At 70.8% G+C, this 23,951-nt stretch carries 25 protein-coding genes and 1 pseudogene; 17 read left to right on the top strand and 9 right to left on the bottom strand.

Annotation, left to right across the window (positions count from 1 at the left end; all coding sequences use genetic code 11):
• Nucleotides 1–178 precede the first annotated feature (178 nt).
• Nucleotides 179–766, top strand: a complete 588-nt coding sequence (locus tag M8542_RS42360; protein WP_257926039.1) for a TetR family transcriptional regulator — start codon at nt 179–181, stop codon at nt 764–766.
• Entirely contained in the window at nt 763–1,674 is a 912-nt protein-coding gene (locus M8542_RS42355) for an SDR family NAD(P)-dependent oxidoreductase (RefSeq protein WP_257926038.1), read from the top strand. The genes M8542_RS42360 and M8542_RS42355 overlap by 4 nt, the downstream gene beginning before the upstream one ends.
• Here M8542_RS42355 and M8542_RS42350 read toward each other — a convergent pair.
• Entirely contained in the window at nt 1,671–2,327 is a 657-nt protein-coding gene (locus tag M8542_RS42350) for a response regulator (RefSeq protein WP_257926037.1), read from the bottom strand. The genes M8542_RS42355 and M8542_RS42350 overlap by 4 nt on opposite strands.
• Nucleotides 2,324–3,490, bottom strand: coding sequence for a sensor histidine kinase (locus tag M8542_RS42345; protein ID WP_443643090.1), 1,167 nt, complete (start codon nt 3,488–3,490; stop codon nt 2,324–2,326). Before M8542_RS42345 ends, M8542_RS42350 begins: the two co-directional genes overlap by 4 nt.
• A 125-nt stretch (nt 3,491–3,615) precedes the next feature.
• Here M8542_RS42345 and M8542_RS42340 point away from each other — a divergent pair, with 125 nt between their 5' ends.
• The 13 genes from M8542_RS42340 to M8542_RS42280 all read left to right on the top strand — a co-directional run bounded on the left by M8542_RS42340 (nt 3,616) and on the right by M8542_RS42280 (nt 16,677).
• Nucleotides 3,616–5,202, top strand: a complete 1,587-nt coding sequence (locus M8542_RS42340; protein WP_257926036.1) for a dynamin family protein — start codon at nt 3,616–3,618, stop codon at nt 5,200–5,202.
• Between the two features lie 59 nt (nt 5,203–5,261).
• Complete coding sequence (locus M8542_RS42335; RefSeq protein WP_257926035.1) at nt 5,262–5,909, top strand: hypothetical protein; 648 nt, start codon at nt 5,262–5,264, stop codon at nt 5,907–5,909.
• Between the two features lie 45 nt (nt 5,910–5,954).
• Nucleotides 5,955–6,434: a YqeB family protein gene (locus M8542_RS42330; protein WP_257926034.1), complete on the top strand. Its 480-nt coding sequence runs from the start codon at nt 5,955–5,957 to the stop codon at nt 6,432–6,434.
• Complete coding sequence (locus M8542_RS42325) at nt 6,431–7,045, top strand: TetR/AcrR family transcriptional regulator (protein ID WP_257926033.1); 615 nt, start codon at nt 6,431–6,433, stop codon at nt 7,043–7,045. The genes M8542_RS42330 and M8542_RS42325 overlap by 4 nt, the downstream gene beginning before the upstream one ends.
• A gap of 48 nt (nt 7,046–7,093) precedes the next feature.
• On the top strand, nt 7,094–7,570 hold the full coding sequence (grpE, locus tag M8542_RS42320) for a nucleotide exchange factor GrpE (RefSeq protein WP_257926032.1): 477 nt from the start codon (nt 7,094–7,096) through the stop codon (nt 7,568–7,570).
• Nucleotides 7,567–9,405, top strand: coding sequence for a dynamin family protein (locus M8542_RS42315; RefSeq protein WP_257926031.1), 1,839 nt, complete (start codon nt 7,567–7,569; stop codon nt 9,403–9,405). The genes grpE and M8542_RS42315 overlap by 4 nt, the downstream gene beginning before the upstream one ends.
• 104 nt (nt 9,406–9,509) lie before the next feature.
• A complete protein-coding gene (locus M8542_RS42310) occupies nt 9,510–10,211 on the top strand; it encodes a hypothetical protein (protein ID WP_257926030.1) in 702 nt (233 codons plus the stop codon).
• 348 nt (nt 10,212–10,559) lie between these two features.
• Complete coding sequence (locus M8542_RS42305) at nt 10,560–12,380, top strand: phosphoenolpyruvate carboxykinase (GTP) (protein ID WP_257926029.1); 1,821 nt, start codon at nt 10,560–10,562, stop codon at nt 12,378–12,380.
• A gap of 79 nt (nt 12,381–12,459) precedes the next feature.
• Nucleotides 12,460–13,302 carry a TIGR03621 family F420-dependent LLM class oxidoreductase gene (locus tag M8542_RS42300; protein ID WP_257926028.1) on the top strand — a complete coding sequence of 281 codons (843 nt, stop codon included), beginning with the start codon at nt 12,460–12,462 and terminating at the stop codon, nt 13,300–13,302.
• Between the two features lie 13 nt (nt 13,303–13,315).
• A complete protein-coding gene (locus M8542_RS42295; RefSeq protein ID WP_257926027.1) occupies nt 13,316–14,191 on the top strand; it encodes a TIGR03621 family F420-dependent LLM class oxidoreductase in 876 nt (291 codons plus the stop codon).
• Complete coding sequence (locus M8542_RS42290) at nt 14,188–14,793, top strand: ABC transporter ATP-binding protein (RefSeq protein ID WP_257926026.1); 606 nt, start codon at nt 14,188–14,190, stop codon at nt 14,791–14,793. Before M8542_RS42295 ends, M8542_RS42290 begins: the two co-directional genes overlap by 4 nt.
• Nucleotides 14,787–16,067, top strand: coding sequence for a hypothetical protein (locus tag M8542_RS42285; protein ID WP_257926025.1), 1,281 nt, complete (start codon nt 14,787–14,789; stop codon nt 16,065–16,067). The genes M8542_RS42290 and M8542_RS42285 overlap by 7 nt, the downstream gene beginning before the upstream one ends.
• A 31-nt stretch (nt 16,068–16,098) precedes the next feature.
• Entirely contained in the window at nt 16,099–16,677 is a 579-nt protein-coding gene (locus M8542_RS42280) for an EndoU domain-containing protein (RefSeq protein WP_257926024.1), read from the top strand.
• Here M8542_RS42280 and M8542_RS42275 read toward each other — a convergent pair.
• From M8542_RS42275 to M8542_RS42265, 3 genes are all read right to left on the bottom strand, one after another.
• Nucleotides 16,674–17,468, bottom strand: a complete 795-nt coding sequence (locus tag M8542_RS42275) for a GNAT family N-acetyltransferase (RefSeq protein ID WP_257926023.1) — start codon at nt 17,466–17,468, stop codon at nt 16,674–16,676. The two genes, M8542_RS42280 and M8542_RS42275, sit on opposite strands and share 4 nt — an antisense overlap.
• Nucleotides 17,469–17,741, bottom strand: a complete 273-nt coding sequence (locus tag M8542_RS42270) for a helix-turn-helix domain-containing protein (protein ID WP_257926022.1) — start codon at nt 17,739–17,741, stop codon at nt 17,469–17,471.
• 169 nt (nt 17,742–17,910) lie between these two features.
• Nucleotides 17,911–19,530, bottom strand: coding sequence for an alpha/beta hydrolase (locus tag M8542_RS42265; RefSeq protein WP_257926021.1), 1,620 nt, complete (start codon nt 19,528–19,530; stop codon nt 17,911–17,913).
• Nucleotides 19,531–19,720: 190 nt separating this feature from the next.
• Here M8542_RS42265 and M8542_RS42260 point away from each other — a divergent pair, with 190 nt between their 5' ends.
• Both M8542_RS42260 and mctP read left to right on the top strand, forming a co-directional pair.
• On the top strand, nt 19,721–19,999 hold the full coding sequence (locus M8542_RS42260; RefSeq protein ID WP_257926020.1) for a DUF3311 domain-containing protein: 279 nt from the start codon (nt 19,721–19,723) through the stop codon (nt 19,997–19,999).
• On the top strand, nt 19,996–21,651 hold the full coding sequence (mctP, locus tag M8542_RS42255; RefSeq protein ID WP_257926019.1) for a monocarboxylate uptake permease MctP: 1,656 nt from the start codon (nt 19,996–19,998) through the stop codon (nt 21,649–21,651). The genes M8542_RS42260 and mctP overlap by 4 nt, the downstream gene beginning before the upstream one ends.
• Here the strand turns inward: mctP and M8542_RS42250 are convergent.
• The 4 genes and pseudogenes from M8542_RS42250 to M8542_RS42235 form a co-directional block, all read right to left on the bottom strand.
• Entirely contained in the window at nt 21,648–22,238 is a 591-nt protein-coding gene (locus M8542_RS42250; RefSeq protein WP_257926018.1) for a hypothetical protein, read from the bottom strand. The two genes, mctP and M8542_RS42250, sit on opposite strands and share 4 nt — an antisense overlap.
• A gap of 19 nt (nt 22,239–22,257) precedes the next feature.
• Nucleotides 22,258–23,430: an RNA polymerase sigma factor gene (locus tag M8542_RS42245; RefSeq protein ID WP_257926017.1), complete on the bottom strand. Its 1,173-nt coding sequence runs from the start codon at nt 23,428–23,430 to the stop codon at nt 22,258–22,260.
• Nucleotides 23,427–23,792 carry a YciI family protein gene (locus M8542_RS42240; protein ID WP_257926016.1) on the bottom strand — a complete coding sequence of 122 codons (366 nt, stop codon included), beginning with the start codon at nt 23,790–23,792 and terminating at the stop codon, nt 23,427–23,429. The genes M8542_RS42245 and M8542_RS42240 overlap by 4 nt, the downstream gene beginning before the upstream one ends.
• A 51-nt stretch (nt 23,793–23,843) precedes the next feature.
• Nucleotides 23,844–23,951: pseudogene (locus M8542_RS42235) on the bottom strand (IS5/IS1182 family transposase); the annotation flags it as partial.

The raw sequence follows: 23,951 nt of genomic DNA, 5'->3' as shown, positions 1-23,951 counted from the left end.
CTCGCTTACGACTCATCCATGGTCGCGGGTCGAGGGCGGTTCGCGCGTCACCCTGGAGACCGAACCGCGCCCCCTACCTGAGTAGTACCTTCCTGGCTTTTCGGCCGAGGCGCGATCCGTGATGACCCTGAGGCGACCCTGATTCGCGGTAATTAATGAACCGTGGTTCAATAATGCCGTGGCCCGGCCGAAGAGCATCACCGACGAGCGGCTGCTGGTGGCGGCGGAGACCGTGACCGGCAGCCGGGGGCCGAACTTCACCCTCGCCCATGTGGCCGATGCGGCGGGCGTTTCGGTCGGCACGGTCGCGCAGCGGTTCGGCTCGAAGAGCGGCCTGCTGCAGGCGATGAGCCGGCGGGCCACGAGCCGCGCCGTCGAGCAGATGCGGGCGTGCGCCGAGCGGGCGGCCGACCCGGTCGACGGCCTGCGCGAGGCGGCGGTGGCGGTCTACGCGGTGCTCGGTGACGCCGAAGAGGCGGCGAACCACCTGGGCCAGCTCGGCGTGGACATCGGCGACCCGGTGCTGCGGTCGCTGCTGGGCGAGCACTTCACGGCGGTCGAAGCGGAGCTGCGACGGCTCATGCGGGCGGCGGCGCCTTCGCTGCCGGCCGCGCCGAGCGTGCCGCGGGCCGCGCGGGTGGTGCTCGACGTGATCAACGGAGTGTCGATCGACTGGTCGATCCGGCCGCACGGGCGGCTGGCCGACCGGCTGGCGGAGGACGTCGACGCGGTGCTGTCCGCGTGGCGGGGACGGGAGGATTCATGAGTCTGAAGGGCAAGGTAGCGGTGGTCACCGGGGCGACCCGGGGCTGCGGGCGGGCGATCGCGGTGGAGCTGGGCCGCGCGGGCGCGACGGTGTACGTCACCGGCCGCACCACGCGCGAAACGGTGTCACCGATGAAGCGCCCGGAAACGATCGAGGAGACCGGCGAACTGGTGGAGGCGGCGGGCGGCACGGCCGTCGTGGTCCGCTGCGACTTCTCGTCGGAGTCCGATGTGGACGCGCTGAAGGCCCGCATCGAGTCCGAAGTGGACGGAATCGACATCCTCGTCGACGACGTCTGGGGCGGCGACATGTACTTCCACTTCGACGCGCCGTTCTGGGAGACGCCCCTGGAAGACGCGCTCAACCTGATGCACAACGCTTTGGACACCCACCTCATCGCCCTGCACAAGCTGCTGCCGCTGGTGGTCGCCCGCCGCGGCCTGGTGCTCGAGGTGACCGACGGCGACAACGACGACTACGTCGGCGCGGGTTTGCCGTACTACCTGGCCAAGTGCGGCATCCGCGCGCTCGGCCGCGCGCTGGGCGTGGAGCTGAAGAAGAACGACTGCGTCGGCCTCGCGGTGACCCCGGGCTTCCTGCGGTCGGAGTCGATGCTGAACGCGTTCGAGGTCACCGAGGAGAACTGGCGCGACGCGGTGGGCAAGATCGCCCCGGTCGACTTCAAGATCTCCGAGACGCCGTACCTGCTCGCGCGCGGCGTCGCGGCCCTGGCCCAAGACCCCGACGTCGCCCGCTTCGCCGGCCAGACGCTCGCTTCCTGGACGCTGATGAAGGAGTACGACTACACGGACATCGACGGCGACCGCCCGGACTTCGGCCGCTGGATAACCGAAGTCCGCAACGCGGGCAAGGACCCGGCGACCACACCCCCGGACGACTTCCGTTAGCCGAGGCCGGGGCGCGCGAGGCCGGTTTCGTAGGCCAGCACCACGGCCTGCACCCGGTCTCGCAGCTCCAGCTTCGCCAGGATCCGCCCGACGTGCGTCTTCACCGTCGCCTCCGAGAGGAACAGCGCCTCCGCGATCTCCAGGTTCGACATGCCCTTGGCGATCAGCACGAGCACCTCGCGCTCGCGGTCGGTGAGCACGTCCAGCTCGGCCGTGTCGCGCATCGGCGAGCCGCCGGGGCCGACGAAGCGGTCGAGCAGGCGGCGGGTCACCGACGGTGAGACCACCGCGTCACCCGAAGCGACCGCGCGCAGCGCCGACACCAGGTGGTCGGGCTGGGTGTCTTTCAACAGGAAGCCGCTCGCCCCGCCCTGCAGGGCCGCGTAGACGTACTCGTCGAGGTCGAACGTCGTCATCACGAGCACCCGCGCGGTGCCGGCGGCGACGATCCGCTTCGTCGCCTCGACGCCGTCGAGCACCGGCATCCGGACGTCCATCAGCACGACGTCGGGGCGCAGCTCCTCGGCCAGCCGGACCGCCTGCGCGCCGTCGCCCGCCTCGCCGACGACGTCGATGTCCGCCTGCGCGCCCAGCACCATGCGGAACCCGACGCGCATCAGCTCCTGGTCGTCGACGACCACCACCCTGATCACTTGTCCAACCTAACCGGCAGGGCCGCGCGGACCTGCCACCCACCGCCCGGAGCCGGGCCCACGTCGAGCGTCCCGCCGTACACGTGCGCGCGTTCGCGCATGCCGATCAAGCCGTTGCCGCCCGGCAACCGACCCGGCGAACCGGCCAGCTGGGGGACGCGGCCGGCGCCGTCGTCGGACACCAGCACCTCGATCAGGTCGCCGGTCCGGTGCACCCGCACCGACGCGGTCGCGCCGCGGCCCGCGTGCTTCAACGTGTTCGTCAGCGACTCCTGGACGATCCGGTACACGCCCAGCGAGACGCCGGCGGGCAGGTCGCCCAGCTCGTCGGTCTCCAGCTCCACCGGCACCCCGGCCGCGCGCATCCGCTCGGCGAGGTCGGCGAGGGCGTGCGCGTCCGGCTGCGGCACCCGCGGCTCGCCGTGCGCGTCGTCGCTGCGGAGGACGTCGAGGAGGCGCCGCAGCTCGCCCAGCGCGCCGCGGCCGGTCTCGGAAATCGTTTGCAGGGCCCGCTGGGCGAGCTCGGGGTTGCTCTGGATGGCGTACGACGCGCCGTCGGCCTGCACGACCATGACGCTCACCGCGTGCGCGACGACGTCGTGCAGCTCGCGCGCGATCCGCCCGCGCTCCTCCGCCACCGCGATCCGGGTGGCCTGGTCCCGTTCGGTCTCGAGCAGGTGCAACCTGGCCTCCACTTCCACGTCGTACGCGCGCCGCGCGCCCACGAACTCGCCGAGCGTCCAGCACAGGGCGATGCCGAACGCGAGGAACAGGATCGCGATGACCAGCTCGTCGTCCGGCGGGGTCAGCACCAGCTGCACGGTCGAGGAGACGATGACCGCGCCGACGAACACCAGCCCCTGGCGCCGCCCGGCGTAGACGACGACGGAGTAGATGCTCATCGCCAGCCCGGCGGCGCTGCCGACGCCGAGCATCAGCGTCGCGTGCACGATGCTGACCACCAGCACGACGTAGGCCGACCACAGCGGCGACTTCCGGCGGAACACCAGCGGCGCGACCATCGCGATGTTGATCGGCACGGCGACGTACCAGGGCGGCAGCTCCGGCAGCTCGGCGAACTGGTCGGCGACGAACAGCAGCATGTCGACCAGGCCGAGCAGGACGGCGAGCACCGTGTCGCCCGCCATCGGGTGGGCACGCATCCAAAGACTCAGCCGTCGCACCAGACAACATTAGGTGGCGGCCTCCGGATCGCGCGTCGGCCGCCGGTACCACCTTCGGTGCGACCTCGGGATGACGCGCATGGCACGATTCAGGGGGTGTCCGTATGACGGGAGGGCTGGGGGTCGTGACCTCACCGGAGCAGGGCCGGCTCGCGGGACCGCTGTCGATGTCGGTGGCCAACCTGTGCCACCGCCTGCAGTCGCAGGTCTCCGCGCGCACCGCGGCCGGGTTCGCCGAGGTGCTGCGCCGGCTCGGCGCGCCCCTGCAGGTGGCTGTCGCCGGGCGGATCAAGTCGGGCAAGTCGACGCTGGTCAACGCGCTGATCGGGCGCCGCGTCGCGCCCACGGACATCGGTGAGTGCACGCGGCTGGTGACCCGGTTCCAGTACGGCACGGTGGACCGAGTGGAGATCGTCTTCACCGACGGCCGCAAGCAGGTGCTCCCCTTCGCCGCCGACGGGATGATCCCGGCCGAGCTGGGCGTCGACATCACCACGGTGTCGCACATCGAGGCGTACCTGACCAACGCCGTCCTCCAGGGCATGACGGTCATCGACACCCCGGGCCTCGGCTCGCTCGACGCCGCTTCGGTGTCGCGGACCGAGCAGCTGCTGGGCGCCGCGAAGCACCGCAAGGACGACGAGGACGAAGAGGGCTCGGACGAGCTCGACGACACCTCGCGCAACGCCGTCGCCGGCGCCGAAGCCGTGCTCTACGTCGTCACGCAGGGCGTCCGCGCCGACGACCAGCAGGCGCTGGCCGCCTTCACCGCGGCCACCGCGAGCCGCGAAGCCGGGCCGGTCAACGCGATCGCGGTGCTCAACAAGGCCGACACCATCGCGCCCGAGTCCGTCGAGGGCGCCGGCGGGGACGTCTGGAAGGCCGCGACGATCCTGTCGGAGAAGCAGGCGTCGACGCTGAAGCCGCGCGTCGCCGACGTGCTGCCGGTGATCGGGCTGATCGCCGAGTCGGCCGAGTCCGGCGGCTTCACCTCCGCGGACGCCGAGGCGCTGCGGCAGCTCGCCGAGCTCGACGACGACATCCTGCAGACCATGCTGATCTCGGCGGACATCTTCACCACCTGGGAGTGCGACGTCCCGTCGGGCACCCGGCTGCGGCTGCTGGAGAAGCTCGACCTGTTCGGCATCTCGCACGCCGTCGACGTCATCCGCAAGGAACCGGAGATCACCGCCGGCGCGCTGCGGCGGTCGCTGCTCGACGCGTCCGGCCTGGAAGCGGTGCGGCAGCGGCTGTCGATCGTGTTCGCCGCCCGCGCCGACGGCATCAAGGCGGCCGCGGCCCTCGCTTCCGTCACCGCGCTCGCACACGCTTCCGCCGACCCGGGCGAACGCCAGCGCGTCCACGACGCCATCGAGGTGCTGCTCGCCAAGCCCGAAGCCCACCAGCTGCGGCTGCTCGAAGCGCTGACGCTGGTCGCGTCCGGCGCGGTCGACATGCCGGAGGACCTCTCGGAAGAGGTGCTGCGGGTGGGCAGCAACGCCGACATCGGCGCGCAGCTCGGCAAACCCGGCGCGCCGCGGCCGGAGCTGGCCGCGCACGCCCTCGAGCGCGCGGGCTGGTGGCGGTCCTTCGCCTCGTTCGGCGCCACGCCCGCGCAGAGCCGCGTCGCCCATGTGGTCCATCGGGCGTACTTCCTGATCTGGCAACAGGTCCGGGAGCCCCAGAGCTAGGTGTTTCTGCGTGCCGACTTTCCCCGGTGAGCACCCGTTTCTCGCGTACCGTGGGAAACGTGCACCTAGAGAACACGACATCCTGGCGAGCCGCGTGGGGCAGCGAAGTCGAAGTCGACGTCGCGCTGTACATCCGTGACGCCCTGGCCCTGTCCGTTTCCGAAGGACAGGTGCTGCCGCCGGTGGAGCCGCGGGTCCCGGTGCACGTCCCGGCCGGCATCGACCGCGCCGCCGTCCAAGCGCAGTGGGCCGACTGGTGGGTCGACCTGCTCTCGTTCCTCCGCACCCGCGAAGACCCGGACCCGCGCGGCACGCGCACGCGCTACGGCCGCCCCGCGCTCGCCCCGGGCTCGGCCGTGCGGCAGGCGGCCGACTTCTTCGGCCCGGTCGCGGCGCGCCACTTCGCGAACGCCCGCGGCCCGGCCCTGCGTGGTTCGGGCGAACCGTCCGGCGGCACGCCGTGGGCGCCCGGCTTCTACCGCCGCCAGATCGTCGCGAGCGAGCGGCTCGGCCAGCTGGTGCGGGAGGCCGAAGTCAAGCAGGGGCGGCGTGCGTACCCGTTCCGGCTGAACGTCATCGAGATCTCGGTCGCGGGTTCGACGTGGCTGCGCCCGGCCGAAGACCAGCTGCTCGTCTCGTCCCGGCTGGCCGAGGACGGCCCGGGTCTGGAGGCCGTGCTCCGGAAGGTGATCGACGACCTCGTCTGAGCCCCGGCTTTCATAAACCGAGCGGGCGGTCTAATAATAGGCGGCATGGAGACGACCGTCGACGAGCCGTCGTGGCTGCGCACCGCGTCCTGGATCGGCTGCCCGCTCGTGGGCGGCGGGCTCGGGGTGGGTGTCTGGGCCATCGCCGCCTGGGTCAGCACCCTGGACGCCTTCCCGTTCCAGGGCGTGTTCAAGGTGCTCACCAAGCTGCCGCAGCCGTGGGCGACGCTGGCCGCGGTCGCCGGCGGGCTGGTGCTCGGCCTGCTCTTCGCCGCGGTCTGGGCGCACGAGCGGCTGGTGGTCACGGTGTCGCCGACCCGCGTCACGCTGGTGCGTGGCGACAAGACGCGGCGGATCGAGGCCGAGCTCGACGCCGTCTACCTCGACGGCAAGGAGCTCGTCCTGCACGCGGCCGACGGCCGCGAGATCGCCCGCGAGAAGACCGACCTGCGCAACCACGAGCTGGCCCCGGCCTTCGCCGAACACGGCTACCCCTGGCGGGACGAGCCGCCGGTCGAACGATGAGGACGGTCGACCCGGCCAAGCACGAGGCCAAGCGCCGCGCGATCGTCGACGCGGCCGCCGGCTGCTTCGCCGAGAAGGGCTTCGAACGCACGACGACGGCCGACATCTGCCGGGCCGCGGGCATCAGCTCGGGCAGCCTCTTCCACTACTTCCCCACCAAGCGCGCGGTGTTCACGGCGATCTTCACCGACGACGCCGCCGAGACGGCCGAACGCCTCGCGAGCGCGGCGGCCGCCGAAGACCCGTGGCAGGCGCTGCTCGACGTCGTCGCCGAGCTGGCCGGCCAGATCGCGCACCCGGGAGTCGTGCGCATCGTGCTCGAAGCCGCCGCCCAGGCCGCCCGCGACGACGAGTTCGCCGAGCTGATCCACCACAACGACGCCGCGTTGCGCGACGGCCTGGCCGTCCTGGTCCAGCGGGCCGTCGACGCCGGGCTGATCGACCCGGGCATCGCCGCGCACGCGGCCGCGGGCTGGGTCGCCGGCCTGATCGACGCGATGATTTCGCGGGCCAGTCTCGACCCGGACCTCGATCTGCCCGCCGAACAAGCGATCCTCCGGACGATCCTGGTGCGCTTCCTCCGGCCTGTTTCGCCCCCGCCTGGCGGGTGAGTCGGCCAGACTGGTGGAATCTGGCGGAACCGGGACGGGGTGGTGCGCATGGCGTGGTTTCGCAGGGACGGGTCCGTCGACCCGGACGACACCCCGACCGGCCAGATCGCCGCGGTGAGCATCGCGCAGATCATCGAAGAAGCCGACGCCGAAAAGGGAACCGACGGCGCGAAAGCCGCGTCGGACACCGATGTGCACCCCTTGCAGCAGCAGGTAAGTGACCTCGACCGAGCGCTCGCCGATCGCCAGGCACTGATTCAGATGTGCCTGTACGCGCTGGATCGCGCCCGCAGCGGCGGCGTGGTCGAGCGGCTCGAGGCGGGGCTCGCCGCGATCGGCGTCCACGCCCTGCGGCCCGACGGCGAGCGGTTCGACCCGGCCCGGCACGAGGCCGGCGGCGCGGTCCCCACCGAAGATCCGGCGCTGGAGGGCATCGTGGCCGAAACCGAGGTCACCGGCTTCGCCGACCACGACCGCCTGCTGCGCGCGCCGATCGTCACCGTCTACGCGAAGAAGAGCTCGTGAGCGCGCCCACCGCGCCGAGCCTGCCTTCGCAGGTCGCGGCAGCGCGCGACCAGCTGCTGACCGTCGTCCGCGATGCCGACCCGGCCGCGGCGAAGTGGGTCGACGAGGTGCGGAACGCCCGGCCGAAGAAACCGGCCGTCGTGGTCGTCGGTGAGACGAACCGCGGGAAGAGCTCCCTGGTCAACGCGCTGCTCGCGACCCCGGGACTGTCCCCTGTGGACGCCGACGTCGCCACCGCGACGTACCTGGTGTTCGACCACGCCGACGCGTGGGGCGCCCAGGCCTGCTACCCCGGCCAGCTCGCGCCGGTGCCGATCGACCTCGGCCAGCTGATCAACTGGGTGTCCGCCGCGCACGAGCTGCCGCCCGGCCAGCTCCCGCCGCGCTACGTCGAGGTCACCGGGCCGGTCCCGCTGCTCGAACGGCTCTCGCTGGTCGACACCCCCGGCGTCGGCGGGCTCGACTCGATGCACGGCGAGCTCGCCAAGGAAGCCGCCGCGGGCGCGACGGCGCTGCTGTTCGTCGTCGACGCCTCGGCGCCGTTCACCTCGACCGAGCTGAGCTTCCTGCGGGACGTCGGCGAGCGCGTCGAGACGGTCGTCTTCGCGCTGACCAAGGTCGACATGTTCCGCGGCTGGCGCGAGGTCATGGAGGCCGACCGGCAGCTGCTGCGCGAGCACGCCCCGCGCTTCGCCGACTCGGTGTTCCACCCGGTGTCGGCGCGGATGTTCGAGACGGCGGCGAAGGCGCCCAACGAGCAGATGGCCGCGATGCTGCGGGAGAAGTCCGGCGTCGCCGCGGTGCAGACGGCGCTGCAGGAGCTGCTCGTCGGCCGCTCGGCCATGCTCGGCGAGGCGAACACGCTGCGCGCGCTGTCCAGCGCGCTGGGTGAGCTGAAGGCGAAGCTGCAGGCCGAAAGCCGGGCGCTGTCCGCGGGTGAGGCCGAGGCCGAGCAGCTGCGTGAACGCCGTGACCAGCTGCAGGCCGAACGCCGGACGTCGACCCGCGGCTGGCAGCTCAAGCTGCGCGGCGAGGTGCAGCGCACCCGCGTCGAGGTCGGGCACGAGAGCGCCCGGCAGATGCGGGACGCGCAGACCCACTTCCGTCAGCTGATCGACGCGGCCAAGCGCGACGAGCTGGCCGCGTTGCCGCAGCAGGTCGACATCGCGCTGCAGACGACGTCACAGCGGATCTCGATGCTGCTCTCGCAACGCCTGAACCAAGTCACCAACGTCTCGCTGGCGGAGCTGTTCTCCCCCGAGGAGCTCGACGTCATCCGCGCGCAGTTCGCCCGGGCCGGCGGCCCGCCGGTGGTGCTGCGCCCGCCGGACAAGAAGCCACCGACGGCCGAGGACAAGCTGCTCGTGTTCATGGGCATCTCCGGCGGTGTCGGGGCCGGCAAGGTGGCCGCGTTGCCGCTGGCCGGCGTCGCGATCCTCAACCCCGTCGTGCTGCCCGCGACGATCATCATCGGCCTCGGCGCCGGCTGGTGGATGGCCCGCACGCGCAAGCACGCGGCCGACAAGCAGCACATGAAGCAGTGGCTGGTCGAGGCCATCGCGGACGCCCGCTCGACGCTCGACCAGCTCGTCGCCGAGCAGCTCATCGAGGCCGAGCAGCAGCTGTCGATGGCGCTGGACGAGGCGCTGGGCCGGCGCATCGACGCGATCGAGGCCGAGCTGAAGGAAGTCGACAAGACGATCAAGATGGGTGCGCAGGAACGCGCCAAGAAGATCGCGATCGTGTCGAAGCGGCTCAAAGAGGTCAGCGACGGCCGTGAGCGGGCCGAAGCCTTCCTCACGCGGATCCGGGCACTGCGGGACAAGACGGCCTGACCGCGCGCCCGGTTGTGGAGCGGAACCGAACGGGCCTACGGTGAGTCATACCCTCCGACAGCAGGTCAGAGACGGCGGCACCCGGTTCAAAGGGGGAAGTTCCCATGTGGGTCGACGAGAGTGGCGGCAGCGACACCGACGCCAGCGGTTCGGACGCGATGACCGTCCACGTCGACGGTCAGGAGTACCAGGCCGAGGTCAACTACGACCTGAACGAGGACGGCGTCAACGACACCGCGATCGTCGAGCACGACGACGGCACCGCGCAGGCCTTCACCGACACGAACCACGACGGTGAAGCCGACCAGTACGCGGTGCTGGACGAGACCGGGCACGTCGTCGAGCAGGCCGTCTACGACGAGGCCAGCGGCGAGTGGGTCGAGGCCTCCGGGGGCGGCCACGACGACTCGGACACCGGCGGCCGCGACGACGGCTCCGGCGGCCACATCCACGCGGACATGCCGGACGGCGAGGTCGACGCGGGCGCCGCGACCATCGACACCGACCACGACGGACACAACGACACCGCCATCGTCGAGACGAAGAGCGGCGGCACGATCGCCTTCACCGACAAGGACGGCGACGGCGAAGCGGACATCGCGGTGCAGACCGAAGCGGACGGCACGACCACGACGTTCGAGCACAGCGGACCCGGCCAGTGGACCGAAGTCTCCAGTGGACTGATGGACGCCGGCAGCGAGGGTGACCCGGCGGCCGACGCCGAGTGGGGCGGCGCCGGCACGCAGACCCTCGAAGGCGTCGCGCGCATCGACTCCGGCACGGGGCAGTGGATTTCGCCGAACTGAAGTGACCCACGTCATAGTTTGAAAGCCCGGGGCTTCGGCCCCGGGCTTTTTTCATGTCACAAATGAAAACGAGCAGGTCACAGGCGTGATCGCGGTCACCGGAAGATTTTCGCCGAATACACCGATCCGGTGACGTCTGAATCGATTCCCTTATCGTTCTTGTGAGAGAACCTACACGCCAGCTCTCGGTTACCTGCCGGTCATGCGGCTACTCTCGGGGAATCCCAAACCACGCACACCGGTTCGCCAGCCGGTGTGCGAAGCCATTCGTCGTCGGCAATGAGGCCCGCGCCGGAACAGCGTCGTTCCCGGTGTGGGCTCTTTTGTCGTCGGAAGTCAGGAGTAGAGATGACCGCAGTCGCCATCCCCGGACTGGACACCGCGCCGACGACGCACAGTGGCGTGCTGTCCTTCGTCCGGGAGGTCGCCGAGCTGACCACCCCGGACCGCGTGGTGTGGGTCGACGGGTCTGACGAAGAAGCCGCCCGGATCAACCAGGAGCTGGTCGAGGCCGGCACGTTCGTGCAGCTCAAGTCGAAGCCCAACTCCTTCTGGGCCACTTCCGACCCCAACGACGTCGCCCGCGTCGAGGACCGCACCTTCATCTGTTCGGAGCGGCCCGAGGACGCCGGCCCGACCAACAACTGGATGGCGCCGGCCGAGATGAAGGCGACCATGACCGAGCTCTTCCGGGGCTCGATGCGCGGCCGCACGATGTACGTCATCCCGTTCTGCATGGGCCCGCTCGGCGACGAGAACCCGAAGCTGGGTATCGAAATCACCGATTTCGCCTACGTTGTCGCTTCGATGCGCGTGATGACCCGCGCCGGCCAGGCGGCCCTCGACAAGTTCGTCGCGCCGGACGGCAGCGAGCGCGAATTCGTGCCCGCGCTGCACTCGGTCGGCCACCCGCTCGAGCCGGGCCAGAAGGACGTTTCCTGGCCCTGCAACACGACGAAGTTCATTTCGCACTTCCCGGAAGAGCGCGCGATCTGGAGCTACGGCTCGGGCTACGGCGGCAACTCGCTGCTGGGCAAGAAGTGCTACTCGCTGCGCATCGCTTCGGTGATGGCCCGCGACGAGGGCTGGCTCGCCGAGCACATGCTGATCCTCAAGCTGATCTCGCCCGAGGACAAGGTCCACTACGTCGCGGCCGCGTTCCCGAGTGCCTGCGGCAAGACCAACCTCGCGATGCTGCAGCCGACCATCCCGGGCTGGCGCGCCGAGACCCTCGGCGACGACATCGCGTGGATGCGCTTCGGTGAGGACGGCCGCCTGTACGCGGTCAACCCGGAGTTCGGCTTCTTCGGCGTCGCGCCGGGCACCGACTGGCACACCAACCCGAACGCGATGCGCACGATCGAGAAGGGCAACACGGTCTTCACGAACGTCGCCCTGACCGACGATGGCGACATCTGGTGGGAGGGCATGGAGAACCAGCCCGAGCACGCCACGTCGTGGAAGCACCAGGACTGGACGCCGGAGTCGGGCGAGAAGGCCGCGCACCCGAACTCGCGCTACTGCACGCCGATGTCGCAGTGCCCGATCCTCGCGCCGGAGTGGGACGACCCGAAGGGCGTGCCGATCTCGGCGATCCTGTTCGGCGGCCGCCGCAAGACCACGGTGCCGCTGGTGAACGAGGCCCGCGACTGGCAGCACGGCGTGTTCATGGGCGCCACGATGTCGTCGGAGACCACGGCGGCCGCGGCCGGCGCGGTCGGCAACGTGCGCCGCGACCCGATGGCCATGCTGCCGTTCCTCGGCTACCACGCCGGTGACTACTTCAAGCACTGGCTGAACCTTGGCAAGAACGCGGACGCGAACAAGCTCCCGAAGATCTTCTACGTCAACTGGTTCCGCCGCGGCGACGACGGCCGGTTCCTGTGGCCGGGCTTCGGCGAGAACTCGCGCGTCCTCAAGTGGGTCATCGAGCGGGTCGAGGGCAAGGGCAACGCGGTCGAGACGCCGATCGGGTTCGTGCCGCGCGCCGAGGACATGGACACCGAGGGCCTCACCGAGCCGATCGAGGACATCCAGGCCGCGCTCGAGGTCAAGCCCGAGGAGTGGCGCGAGGAGCTGCCGCTGATCGAGGAGTGGTTCGAGAAGATCGGCCAGGTCCCCACCTCGCTGCGGGACGAGCTGGACGCCTTGGCTCAGCGCTTGAGCTGAGCCTCCTGAACAGAAGGGGACGCCTTCCGGCCGCATCCGGGAGGCGTCCCCTTCTACCTTTCCAGGTACTTTCGCGACCATGAGACCGTTCCGGTTCGGTGTGGCGTTGTACGTGCCCGGCTCTCGGGCCGAGTGGGTGGACAAGTGCCGGAAGGCCGAGGACCTCGGCTACGACGTCGTCGGTGTGGTCGACCACCTCGGACGGGTCGCGCCGATCCCCGCGCTGCTCCTCGCCGCCGAGGCCACCGAACGGATCCGGCTGAACACCTACGTCCTCAACGCGAGCTTCCACAACCCGGTGCTCCTGGCCCGCGACCTCGCCGCGCTCGACGAGTTCACCGGCGGCCGGGTGGAGATCGGGATCGGCGCCGGGTACGTGCGCGCGGAGTTCGAAGCCGCCGGCATCGACTGGGGCACGCCCGGCCGCCGGTTCGGCCGGGTCGTCGACGTGGTCACCGAGATCGAGCGCGCGTTCACCGACCGCCCACGGCCACCGTTGCTGCTCGGCGGCCGCGGCGACCGGATGCTGACCTTCGCCGCCGCGCACGCCGACACCATCGCCCTCACCGGCACGGCCCCGGGTGCGGCCGAGGGGCGGCTGGCCCTGGCCGGAGCCGACGCGCTGGCCGAGCGCGCGGGCTTCGTGAAGCGGGTGCTCGACGGCCGGGACACCGAGCTGAACCTGATGGTCCACTTCGTCCGGATCACCGATGACCGGCGGACGGCCCTCGAAGCGGCCCACCGGCTCGTGCCGCACCTCGGCGTCGAAGAGCTCGGCTCGCTGGCCACGGTCCTCGTCGGCTCGGTGGACGCGGCGGCCGAGCAGCTGCGACGCACCCGCGAGACCCTGGGCACGAGCTACTTCACCGTGCTCGAAGACGACCTCGAGCGCCTCGCCCCGGTGATCGAAAAGCTCCGGTGAGTACGTTGGTCGCATGACTGGGGACTTCCGCTTCGGCGTCAACATGCACGTGCCCGACGACCGCGCGGGCTGGGTCGAGAAGTGCCGGCAGGCCGAGGACCTCGGCTTCGACGTCATCGGCGCGGCCGACCACCTCGGGATGGCCCCGCCGTTCCCGGCGCTCGTGCTCGCCGCCGAGGTCACCGAGCGGGTCAAGCTGAACACCTTCGTGCTGAACACGCCGTTCTACAACCCGGTGCTGCTCGCCCGCGACGTCACGGGCACCGACCGGTTCACCGACGGCCGGCTGGAGCTGGGGCTCGGCGCGGGGTACGTGAAGGAGGAGTTCGAGGCCGCCGGGCTGCCGTTCCCGTCCGCGCGCGAACGCGTCGACCACCTCGAACGCGCGATCCTCGAGCTCAAGCGGGCCTACGCGGACCCGGAGCACAAGCCGGCGCCGGTGCGTCCCGCCGGACCGCCGCTGCTGCTCGCCGGCCGCGGCGACCGGCTGCTGACCCTCGCGGCCGAGCACGCCGACGTCATCGGCTTCACCGGTGCCGCGAAGACGCCGGACGGCGCCGCCTTGCGGCCGGCGAGCGCCGAAGAAATCGAGGAGCGGGTCAAGTTCGTCCGGTCGAAGCTCGGCGACCGGGAAGCCGAGTTCAACCTGCTGTGCCACTTCGTGCACATCACCGACGACCGGGCGGGTGCGCTGGCCGAGCTCGAGCAGAAGGTACAGGGTGTGCTGAGCGTCGAGCAGCTCGCCGAGCTGCCGACCGCGCTGATCGGCTCGCCCGCCGAGGTCGCCGAGCAGCTCCACGCGCACCGCGAGCGGTTCGGCCTGACCTACTACACCGTCCTGGAGCAGAACATGGCGCAGTTCGCCCTGGTGCTCGAAGCCCTCCGGTGATCGACGCGAGGGCGATCGGCGTCCGGGCCGGCGAGCACTGGCTGTTCGACGACCTGGACTTCTCCGTCGACCCCGGCGAGTGCGCCGCGATCGTCGGGCCGAACGGTGTCGGCAAGTCGACGTTGATGCGCTGCTTCTACGGCATGCAGAAGCCGCAGTGGGGGCGGGTGCTGGTCGACGGCAAGGTGCCGGACGAGCGGGACGTCGAGTTCCGCCGCAAGGTGTCGGTGCTGTTCGACGACTCCGACTTCTTCGCCGAGCTGACCCCGCTGCAGCACCTGGAGCTCCTGTCCGGCTCGTTCGGCGCCGACCTCGGCGACCACGAGGAGCTGCTGCGCGACGCGGGCCTGGGCGAACGCATGCGCGTCACGGCCGGGCACTTCTCCGCGGGGCAGCGCCGGCGGTTGCTCCTGCTCGGCGTCACCGCGCGGCCGCACCGGGTGCTGCTGCTCGACGAGCCGGAGCGCGCGCTGGACACCGCGGGCAAGGAGTGGCTGGTCGAGGTGATCGCCCGGTCGACGGCGGCCGGCGCGGCGGTCGTGGTGGCCACCCACCACCCGCCGCTGCTCGAAGCCGCGGACAGCGTCCTAGAACTGTGGTGACACTGACCCCGCGTCGCATGCGGATCCCCGGCCGCAAGCGGTTCGGCGGGATCTTCAGCGGCGACACGGCTTCGTTCGTCTTCCTGTTCGGCTTCGGGTTCCTGTTCACGGCGTTCTTTCACGTCGACGGCTGGCGGCAGTCCGTCTACGGCTCGGCACGCGTCGACTTCCCGGCCGTGCTCGGGCTGCTCACGCTCTGCTGCGCGGTCGGCTGGCGCAGCCTGCTGCGCCGCGGGTTCGTCTGGGTCGAGCCGGCCGAGCTGACCTGGCTCGACTTCGCGCCGGTGGACCGCGGCCGCGTCGTCACGCTGCGGCTGCTCGGGGCCTGGACCGGCGTCGTCGCGGTGACCGGCTACCTGGCCGCGTTGCTGCTGGCCGTCGGCGGCGCCGGGCTCGACCAGTGGCGGGCGGCGGTGGCCGTCGTCGTCGCGACCGCCGTCGTCGCCTTCACCTCGGCGCGGCGGACGTCGCTGCGGTTCGACGCGCTGGGGCCGCTGGTGCTCGCGGTGCTCGGGCTGGTGATCGCCGCGGCCGGGCTCGGGCCGGTGACCGTCGAGTTCGGCGCGGCCGGCGTGCTGGTCGCGGCGCTGCCCCTGGCGTTCGGCGGCGAGCCGGTCACCCGCGCGGGCCGCCCGGCGCTGCTGGCCGGCTGGGACGGCCGGGTGCTGCGCTCGGTCGCCGTGACCTTCCTCGACCCGATGATGCTGCTCCCGCCGGCCGGGCCGATCGGCGGGGTTTCCCTGCGCCGCCCGACGGCGTTGCGGCTGGCCTGGGCGGGCACGCTCGGCCGCTCGCGCTACGCGGGCGCGGCGGTCCTCGTGGGCTTCGCGGTCGTCGTCGCGCACATCGCGTTGCCGACGTTGCCGGGCGCGGTCCTGGTCGGCATCGGCGCGTACGTCGCGTTGATGCCGTTCGGCGCCGGGCTCGGGGAGCTGTGGCGCAACCCGGGGCGCCGGCGCTGGCTGGGGTCGGCGAACCGCGAGCTGGTGCTGACCCACGGGCTGGTGCTGGCCGCCGTCGCCCTGGCCTGGACGGCACTGCTGGCGGCGGTCACCCTCGCGGCCGGAACGACGCTCGGCCCGGGCGCGTGGCTCGCCGTGCCGCTGTCGGTGCTGTCGATCCTGCGCACGGTCACCCGGACCGCGGTCGACTACGCGAACCCGGGGTTCGTCGACACCCCGGTCGGCCCGATGCCGGCCAACCTCACCCGCCAGCTCTTTCGGGGGCTCGACCTGCAGGTCATCGGGATCGTGGTGCTCTCGGCCGCCATTTGACCTACGCTCGGTGCGACGAAGGGAGCAGCCAGTGGGCGGCGGACACGCACCGGGCGCCGGGCGCAGGGCGACCAGTGAGTTCCCGCCCGGCTGGAGCAACGAGCACATCATCTCGGTCGTCAAGGACGTCGCGAACGACCCCAGCGAAGCCCGCCGTCAGCAGCTGAACGGCCGCTGGCGCTGCGCGGGCGAGCGGTTCAACGTGCACCTGATCGTGCTGGTCGAGGAAAACGGCCACGTCCACACGGCGTACCCGGTGGCGGGCCCGGGCGTGATCCGCAACGCGGACGCGGCCCGCGACCCGGCCAACCCGACGGTGGCCGACCTGCAGGAGAACCGCATCAGCTTCTTCGCGGACAGCATCCTGACGAGCCTGGCGGACCGCCTGTCCCCGGAGGACTACACGCACTACCGCACTCTGCTGTGGTCGGGCGAGTGGGAGGAGCTGGCGGACGTCCTGTCGGCCCACGCGACCAAGCTGGGCTTCGGCTTCTCGGCCGACGAGTTTTCGGACTTCGAGAAGCTGCTGAACAGCTACGACCTCCCGGTGGCGGGCTGCGCGTTCCTCAACGACCGCGAGCACGTCCTGAACCAGCTACGCCCGCTCTAGCCGAAGTCGTACCCGGTGAAGTCGGCGATCGGCATGTAGCCGATCCGCTGGTAGAGCGCATTGCTGGTCGCGTTGCCAGGGTCGGTGAACAGCACGACGTCCCGTGCGCCCGCGGCCAACGCCGCCCGGCTCACCTCGGCGGTGACGGCGCCGCCGTAGCCCCGTCCCCGGAAACGGGCCGGGGTGTAGACGGGATCCACCCGCACCATGCCGGCCACCATCGAAGTCGTGCCCGCCATGGCGACGGGCTCTCCGGTTTCCCAGAAGGTGTAGTGCTTGCCGGCGAAGCGCGAGGAGTCCCAGTCGCCCACGGTTTCGCCGACCGCGGCGGCGAACTCACCACACCAGCGGACGACTTCGTCCTGGTCACGCCCGGCGGCCCGGCCCTCGGGGTGCGGCTCGGGCGGGGTGAGCGTACCGAGCCGGTGCAGCCGGACCCGCACCCGGGGCACCGGCGTCCTGCCCGTGCGCCGTTGCCACGCCGCGGCGAAAGCGGTGGCGGTGTCGTCGTCCGCGGTGACGCCGGAAAGGGAAAGCTCGGCCAAGCCGGCGGCCAGGGTGCCGGCCTGCTCGGCGGACAGCGCGGTGACGGTCAGGCGGCCGGTCGGGCGACGGTAGAAGATCGCCTGGACTTCGCCACCGTGCTCCAGCCAGCCGAAGGTGGTCGAGTCCGAGCCGTGCTTCCGCAGCTTCTCGACGGTCGTCAGCGGCATGGTGTGCAGTGCGGGACGTGAGCGCAGGAAGTCTCCGGCGTGGGCGAGGAACTCGTCGACGTCCTCGGTCAACCGCACCTAGCTCGCCTGGGAAAGCGGTGACGAAGCCTCCGGCGCCACCGCGGCCCGCAGCTCGTCCAGCGGCAACTCCACGGCGTCCGCGATGGCCGCGACCGTGAAGAACGCCGGCGTCGGAATCCGCCCGGTCTCGATCTTCCGCAAGGTCTCGACCGAAATCCCGGCCTCCCCCGCGACGTCGACCATGCTCCGGCCGGCTCGCGCCGCGCGCAGCGCCTGGCCGAGGCGTTCGCCCCGTTCGCGCTCTTCGTTCGTCAACGGCACCCGCACCATGGCGCCAATTTTAATACCACTGCGGCGCGAAGCGCCTCCGTTGAGGGTGGTGGCGGGGGCATGGATGGAATACCGAAGTTGTCCACTGCCTGTGGACAACTCTGTGCACAGGTGTGGAAAGGGCCCCGCCGATCCGGAAATCGGCGGGGCCCCACAACACCTAGTGGCTTCAGGCGCCCGGAGGCACCGGAAGTGCCACACCCGGCAGGCTCTGGTCGTTCGGCACCACGCCGTCGACCAGGTAGGCCTCCACGACCTTGTCCACACCCGCGTTGCCGCCGGCGTAGATGCCGTGGTCACCCTCACCGGTGATCGTCAGCATCCGCGAGTTCTCGAACGCCTTGTGCGCGCGCCGCGCGCCCTCGATCGGCGTCGCCGGGTCGTGCTCCGACTCGACGATCAGCACCGGCGGGACACCCTTGCCGTTCAGCACGGGCAGCGGCGCCGGGGTCTTCTTCCAGAACAGGCAGGGCTGGATGAACCAGCCGGCGCCCAGCAGCGGCTGCTGCTTGTCGATCAGCTTCTGCGAGTCCTTGATCGCGCTGTTGACCGAGCCGGTCCACGGGCCCTCGTTGCACGGGATCGTCCAGAACGACGCGTCGTAGGAGTCACCGTCGGTCGGCACCATCAGCGGCTGCGCGCCGGAGGTGTCGGTGCTCTTGTCGGCGGCCTTGACCTTCTGCGCGGCCGACGACTTCGCCTGCGCCGACGCCGTGCCCTGGGTCAGCGTGCGGACGCTGACCAGGTAGTCGGCCAGGCCCGGGAAGGAACGCTTCGAGTAGATCGAAGACGCGATGAAGGCGTCCAGACCGTTGGCCGACACGCTCGAGCCGTCGGGCAGGGTGACCGCGCCCTGGGTCAGGGCGTAGCGGACCTGCTCGTAGGTCTGGCGGGCCGCCTCGCCGGTGGTGCCGAAGTGGTAGAGCTTGTCGTACTTCGCCATCCACGGGAGGAAGTCCTGCCGCCAGCGGCGCTCGAAGCCGAGCGGCTGCCAGTCGAACGACTTCTGCCAGGTCGTGGTGAACTCCGTCGAGGAGTCGAGGACGAACCGGCCGGTGCGCGTCGGGTAGGCCTGCGCGTAGTGCGCGCCCATCCAGGTGCCCGCTGAGTAGCCGACCCAGTTGATCTTGTCGCGGCCGAGCAGCACGCGCAGCAGGTCGATGTCCTTGACCGTCTGGTCGGTGTTGATCAGCGGGCCCAGCTCGCCGGACTTCTGCTGGCACGACAGCGCCGCGTACTTCGTCGCCGCGACGATCAGGTTCAGGTTCTGGCGGTCGCGGTCACGCGGGTCCAGGTCGGAGCCGGTGCCGATGGCGCCGCCGCACGTGATGTTCGTGCTCTTGCCGGTGCCGCGCGGGTCGAAGCCGACGATCTCCTGGTGCTCCCGCAGCTTCGGCTGGTTGCGCAGCCGGGCCGGGAAGTTGCGGCCGGGCGCGCCCGGGCCACCGGGGTTGGTGACGACGCTCGCCGTCGCGTCCTTCGTCGCCTTGAGCCGGCTGACCGCGATGGTCAGGTCGATCTGGGCGTTCGCCTGGTACCAGTTGCGCGGCGTCTTGTAGGTCGCGCACTCCATGTCCTCGGCGCCCGCGGGCGGGGCCGTCGGCAGCTCGTCAGGGACGGCGCACTTGTGCCAGCTCAACGTCTGGTTCGCGTACTGCTGCGGGATGTTCGTGGAGTTCAGCGGCTGCTTGCCGGCAGCCGCCGCCTGGTCCGCGAAGGCGGGCGTGAACCCGGCCAGCAGGGTGCCGGCCATCGCCGGGATCACCACCGCGTAGCGGAGTCGTCTCATACGGTTGCCCCTTTTGGGTCTTTCGCCAGTGGAGTCGGGCTATTCCTATAGGGCTGCTCAGAGCACGGCAACCGACGTTGGTCGGCAACGCGGTGCGTGGCGATCAAATCGATATCGGACAGACGTGACTCCCTGTCACCCAGGTTCTAAGGTCAGGCGGTCGGTTACGGGAGTGTTAGGTGAGGTTCCGATGTCGCCTGCGAAGCACGACGGGAAGGTCCGCGGGATCCAGTTCAGCCCGTGGAACCTGCTCCTGATCGTTCCGCTGCTGGTCCTGGTCACGCCACTGTTCAACATGGACGGTCCACGCCTGTTCGGGATGCCGTTCTTCTACTGGTTCCAGTTCCTGATGGTCGCGGTGGGGGTGTTGAGCACCTGGATCGTGTACCTGATGACGCGCACCAAGCCGACCTCCAGCGCGCCCGACGAGCTGAGCGTCGACGACCTGGACGAGGGGGACGCTCGATGAGCAACCTGCAGTGGCCGGAACTGATCATCTTCACGATCCTGTTCCTGCTGGTCACCGTGCTCGGCTTCATGGCGTCGCGCTGGCAGCGCGGCGGCGGGCTGGACCACCTGGACGAGTGGGGCCTCGGCGGCCGCAAGTTCGGCTCGTGGATCACCTGGTTCCTGCTCGGCGGTGACCTCTACACGGCGTACACCTTCGTCGCGGTGCCCGCGCTGGTGTTCAGCGCCGGCGCGCTCGGCCTGTACGCGCTGCCGTACACGATCGTCGTCTACCCGATCGTGCTGCTCCCGGCGCTGCGGATGTGGTCGGTCTCGCGGGTCCGCGGCTACGTGACCCCGGCCGACTTCGTGCGCGGGCGCTTCGGCTCCCCGATCCTGGCGCTGCTGGTGGCGATCACCGGCATCGTCGCGACCATGCCGTACATCGCGCTGCAGCTGGTCGGTCTCGAAGCCGTGCTGCGGACGATGGGCATCAACGGCTCCGGCATCGTCGGTCACCTGCCGCTGCTGGTCGCCTTCGTCATCCTGGCCTTCTACACCTACCAGTCCGGCCTGCGGGCGCCCGCGTTGATCGCGTTCGTCAAGGACATCCTGATCTACATCGTGATCCTGGTGGCGATCATCTACCTGCCCTCGAAGCTGGGCGGCTGGTCGCACATCTTCGACACGGCGGCGGCGAAGCTCGGCACGCCCAACCCGAAGACGGGCAAGCCGGCCGGCTCGATCCTGCTGAACGCGAACAACCAGCTGCAGTACGCGACGCTGGCGCTGGGTTCGGCGCTCGCGCTGTTCCTCTACCCGCACTCGCTGACCAGCGTGCTCGCGTCGCGCGGCCGCAGCGTCATCAAGCGGAACATGGTCGCGCTGCCGGCGTACTCGCTGGTGCTGGGTCTGCTGGCGCTGCTCGGCTACGTCGCGATCACCGCGGGCGTCAAGCCGCTGACGAACGCGGCGACCGGCTCGGCCGACGGCAACACGATCGTCCCGGTGCTGTTCGACAGCCAGTTCGCGTCGTGGTTCGCCGGCATCGCGTTCGCCGCGATCGGCATCGGCGCCCTGGTGCCGGCCGCGATCATGTCGATCGCCGCGGCCAACCTGTGGACGCGCAACATCTACAAGGAGTACATCCGCAAGAACGCGACACCGGCGGAAGAAGCGAAGCAGGCCAAGCTCGCTTCGCTGGTCGTGAAGCTCGGCGCGGTGGCCGTGATCATCCTGATCGACCCGCAGTTCTCGATCGACCTGCAGCTGATCGGCGGCGTGCTGATCCTGCAGACGCTGCCGGCCGTGGCGCTCGCGCTGTACACGCGCTGGTTCCACCGCTGGGGCCTGATCGCGGGCTGGGTCGTCGGCATCGGCTGGGGCCTGATCATGCTGTACGGCATCCCCAACCCGAACAACGGCAAGCTCCACTTCGGAGGGTCGGCGTTGTCGCTGGGCAACATGTCGATCTTCGGCTGGCACCCGTTCGCGGGCTCCGCGGTCCAGATCTACGTCGGCTTCGTCGCCCTGATCGCCAACCTGGTGGTCGCGGCGGTCGTCACCGTGGTCGCCCGCCAGCTCAAGGTGTTCAACGGCACCGACGACACCAACCCCGAGGACTACCACGTCGACGAGCACGACAAGGACCTGCGCCCGATCGGCGCCCACTAAGGACGGTGCTTCAGCACCATCGTCCGCGAGACGAGGTAGAGCACCAGCCCGTTGAGCAGGTGCCAGAGGAAGTGCGTGCCGACCGGGACGTAGTCGCACACGTCCCGGTCGAGCGTGCGCAAGCTCAGTGAGAGCGCGAAAACCGCACCCGCGATCGCGAAGTGCGTCCAGTAGGTGTCACGGCGGAAAGCCAGCAGCGCGGCGAACGCGAACAACCCGATCACCGCGGCCAGGTAGAGCCCACCGCCGAGCAACGCCGTGGCCGCGGTGAGCGCGAGGAACGCGGGCGCGGCGAGCCAGGCGTGTCGCCACCCGAGGAACACGCGCCCGAACAAGACGACGTAGACGAGCACGAAAACGAGGATGCTCAGCGAGTCCGCGGCGCCGGCCCAGCGCGTCGCGACGAGGTGGAACACGGTGCTGGCGGCGAACACCAGCCCGATCGACCCGGCGAGCAACCGCCCGATCCGGTCCCCCGCGGCCAGCCGCCACACGAGCACGGCGGCGACGAGAAAAGCGAGATTGGTGAGACTGTTGAGCGGCTCGCCCCAGAGCCCGGGCCCGAGGCGCTCGCAGTAGTCCGGCACGAGACCAGCCAACCAGGGATCAGCCGCACGCAGCCAGCCGCTGCCGGAGAAATCGCCGTTGCGGTTCGGAACACGGCAAGGTCAGCGCGTGCCGGTAGTGCCGCGCGGCCTCGGCGGTGTCGCCGGCCCGCAGGTGCAGGGCGCCGAGCGCGACGGGCAGCGGCAGGTGCCCGGCCAGCTCGGCGCTCAGCGGCGCCAGCTCGGCGATCCCGGCCCGCGGCCCGTCGACCTCGGCCAGCGCGATCGCCCGGTTGAGCCGCACGACCGCCGTCGGCCGGACGGCCAGCAGGTCGTCGTACAGCGCCAGGATCCGCCGGTGGTCCGGGGCCGGCGCGGTGTGGCACAACGCGATGGCGGCTTCGACGTGGAACGCCGACAGCTCGGGTCCGGCGCAGGACCGTTCGAAGACCCGCGCGCCTTCCCGCACCAGCGCGGCGTCCCACCGGGTCCGGTCCTGCTCGCCGATGAGCAGCACCTCGTCCCGCGCGGGCAGCCGGCTGGCCTGCAGCAGCTGCAACGCGAGCAACGCGCCGGCCCGCGGCCGGTCGGTCCGCGGGTCGGCGGTCAGCAGCCGGGTCAGCCGGATCGCCTCGGCACACAGCTCACGGCGGACGACCAGCTCGCCGGTCGTCGCCTGGTAACCCTCGTTGAACAGCAGGTAGAGCACGTCGAGCACGCCGTCCAGCCGCGCCTCGAGCGCCGTCGGCACCTCGACCGCTTCGCCGGACTCCCGGAACCACTTCTTCGCCCGCACCAGCCGTTGCGCGACCGCGGACTCCTTCGCCAGCAACGCCGTGGCGATCTCGCGCACCCCGAGCCCGCCGACGATCTTCAGCGTCAGCGCGACCTGCGACGCCCGCGGCAGCGCGGGGTGGCAGCACAGGAACGTCAACGCCAGCTCGCCGTCGTCCGCCTCGGGAACGTCCCCGGCCACGAGGGGCAGCTTCGCCCGCAAAGTCCGCTCCCGGCGGAGGACGTCGAGGGCCCGGTTGCGCGCGACCCGGAAGAGCCAGCCACGCGGATTGGCCGGCACGCCGGACACCGGCCAGACCCGCAGCGCCAGCTCGACGGCGTCGGCCAGGCAGTCCTCGGCGAGGTCCAGCCGGTCCGCGCCGAAGGCCCTGGTCAACGTGGCGAGGATCGGTCCCGTGCTCTGCCGGAACACCCGCTCGACCGCGCCGGCGGTCGTCATCGCAGATGGGCTTCGCGGGCGTCGTGGTCGGTCAGCGCGATCTCGTGCAGCACGAACCGCCCGATGCCGTCCTCGGCGATCGGGTGGCGGAGGAACAGCTTCGCCGCTTCGTCGAGGTTGTCGGCGCGGACGACGATGTAACCCGCGATCACCTCACTGGACTCCGTGAACGGCCCGTTGGTGACGCTCCCGGCGTGCACGACCCGCGAGTCCGGCGCGAGGCCGGCGGCAGTCACCAGCCGCCCGGCGGCGCGCAGCTCCTCCTGCCAGGCCAGGTACCGGTCGATTCCGCTCTCGACCAGCCGGGGATCCGGCTCCGGCGGCTCCGGAGGGAAGACCATGAACGCGGCGAATGTCGGCATGTCGGCTCCTTCGTCTCGGCTGACCATGGCCCCTAGGAGCTGTCCTGTAAGTCATCGGAGCCAGAGGACGATCGCGGCGATAGTGAGTTCTGCCTGGTAGTAAGCGGCGCGCTTGGCATAGCGGGTGGCCAGGTCGCGGAACTGCTTGAGCCGGTTGAA

Origin of the sequence: Amycolatopsis iheyensis, assembly GCF_024703995.1 — a bacterium.
Taxonomy (GTDB): Bacteria; Actinomycetota; Actinomycetes; order Mycobacteriales; family Pseudonocardiaceae; genus Amycolatopsis; species Amycolatopsis iheyensis.
This window is presented reverse-complemented; position numbering and strand designations above follow the sequence as displayed.

Excerpts from the sequence above, each read along its gene's own strand:
- M8542_RS42355 (WP_257926038.1), top strand. The coding sequence starts at position 763 with ATGAGTCTGAAGGGCAAGGTAGCGGTGGTCACCGGGGCGACCCGGGGC.
- M8542_RS42345 (WP_443643090.1), bottom strand. The coding sequence starts at position 3,490 with ATGCGTGCCCACCCGATGGCGGGCGACACGGTGCTCGCCGTCCTGCTC.
- M8542_RS42340 (WP_257926036.1), top strand. The coding sequence starts at position 3,616 with ATGACGGGAGGGCTGGGGGTCGTGACCTCACCGGAGCAGGGCCGGCTC.
- M8542_RS42330 (WP_257926034.1), top strand. The coding sequence starts at position 5,955 with ATGGAGACGACCGTCGACGAGCCGTCGTGGCTGCGCACCGCGTCCTGG.
- M8542_RS42325 (WP_257926033.1), top strand. The coding sequence starts at position 6,431 with ATGAGGACGGTCGACCCGGCCAAGCACGAGGCCAAGCGCCGCGCGATC.
- grpE (WP_257926032.1), top strand. The coding sequence starts at position 7,094 with ATGGCGTGGTTTCGCAGGGACGGGTCCGTCGACCCGGACGACACCCCG.
- M8542_RS42310 (WP_257926030.1), top strand. The coding sequence starts at position 9,510 with ATGTGGGTCGACGAGAGTGGCGGCAGCGACACCGACGCCAGCGGTTCG.
- M8542_RS42305 (WP_257926029.1), top strand. The coding sequence starts at position 10,560 with ATGACCGCAGTCGCCATCCCCGGACTGGACACCGCGCCGACGACGCAC.
- M8542_RS42300 (WP_257926028.1), top strand. The coding sequence starts at position 12,460 with ATGAGACCGTTCCGGTTCGGTGTGGCGTTGTACGTGCCCGGCTCTCGG.
- M8542_RS42295 (WP_257926027.1), top strand. The coding sequence starts at position 13,316 with ATGACTGGGGACTTCCGCTTCGGCGTCAACATGCACGTGCCCGACGAC.
- M8542_RS42270 (WP_257926022.1), bottom strand. The coding sequence starts at position 17,741 with ATGGTGCGGGTGCCGTTGACGAACGAAGAGCGCGAACGGGGCGAACGC.
- M8542_RS42265 (WP_257926021.1), bottom strand. The coding sequence starts at position 19,530 with ATGAGACGACTCCGCTACGCGGTGGTGATCCCGGCGATGGCCGGCACC.
- M8542_RS42260 (WP_257926020.1), top strand. The coding sequence starts at position 19,721 with ATGTCGCCTGCGAAGCACGACGGGAAGGTCCGCGGGATCCAGTTCAGC.
- mctP (WP_257926019.1), top strand. The coding sequence starts at position 19,996 with ATGAGCAACCTGCAGTGGCCGGAACTGATCATCTTCACGATCCTGTTC.
- M8542_RS42245 (WP_257926017.1), bottom strand. The coding sequence starts at position 23,430 with ATGACGACCGCCGGCGCGGTCGAGCGGGTGTTCCGGCAGAGCACGGGA.
- M8542_RS42240 (WP_257926016.1), bottom strand. The coding sequence starts at position 23,792 with ATGCCGACATTCGCCGCGTTCATGGTCTTCCCTCCGGAGCCGCCGGAG.